General features: G+C 62.8%; 1 protein-coding gene. It reads right to left on the reverse strand.

Going from position 1 to position 409, the window contains the following annotated elements; all coding sequences use genetic code 11:
* Window positions 1–100: 100 nt before the first annotated feature.
* Window positions 101–409: hypothetical protein (locus tag ACN8M7_RS25970; protein WP_490262630.1), on the reverse strand; the 309-nt coding region annotated here is incomplete at its 5' end.

The raw sequence follows: 409 nt of genomic DNA on the forward strand, positions 1-409 counted from the left end.
TCACAACACCGGTGATGGAACCGACAGAAGAACGCCGAAGCGTCGATGCATCCACCTCGACTCTTACTTCCTGGATGGCATCCGTGCTCATAGGGCGTGGTTAGGTGGCATTCGTCGCGGCGGCACACTGGCAGCGGAAAGGGACGTTCGCGCTGTACTCCGCGTCCCAGAAGATGTCGCCGAATCCCTCCCAGCTCAGCAGGATGCGCCCGTGCTCGCCCGCGCCAAAAGCGAGTTTGCATTCCCGCACGTCGTGGTGGCCGAACACGTACAGACTACCGTGTTCCGGGTGCGGGTAGCCGGGTTCGTGCTGTGAGCGCCAAGACGTGACACTGCCGGGCAGTTCTGCCGCGGTTTGTGCCGCCAACCGCAGGCCTTGATGTGACAAGCAGGGTGCCCATAGCTCGCC

Origin of the sequence: Pseudomonas spartinae (assembly GCF_965197125.1) — a bacterium.
Lineage (GTDB): Bacteria > Pseudomonadota > Gammaproteobacteria > Pseudomonadales > Pseudomonadaceae > Aquipseudomonas > Aquipseudomonas composti_A.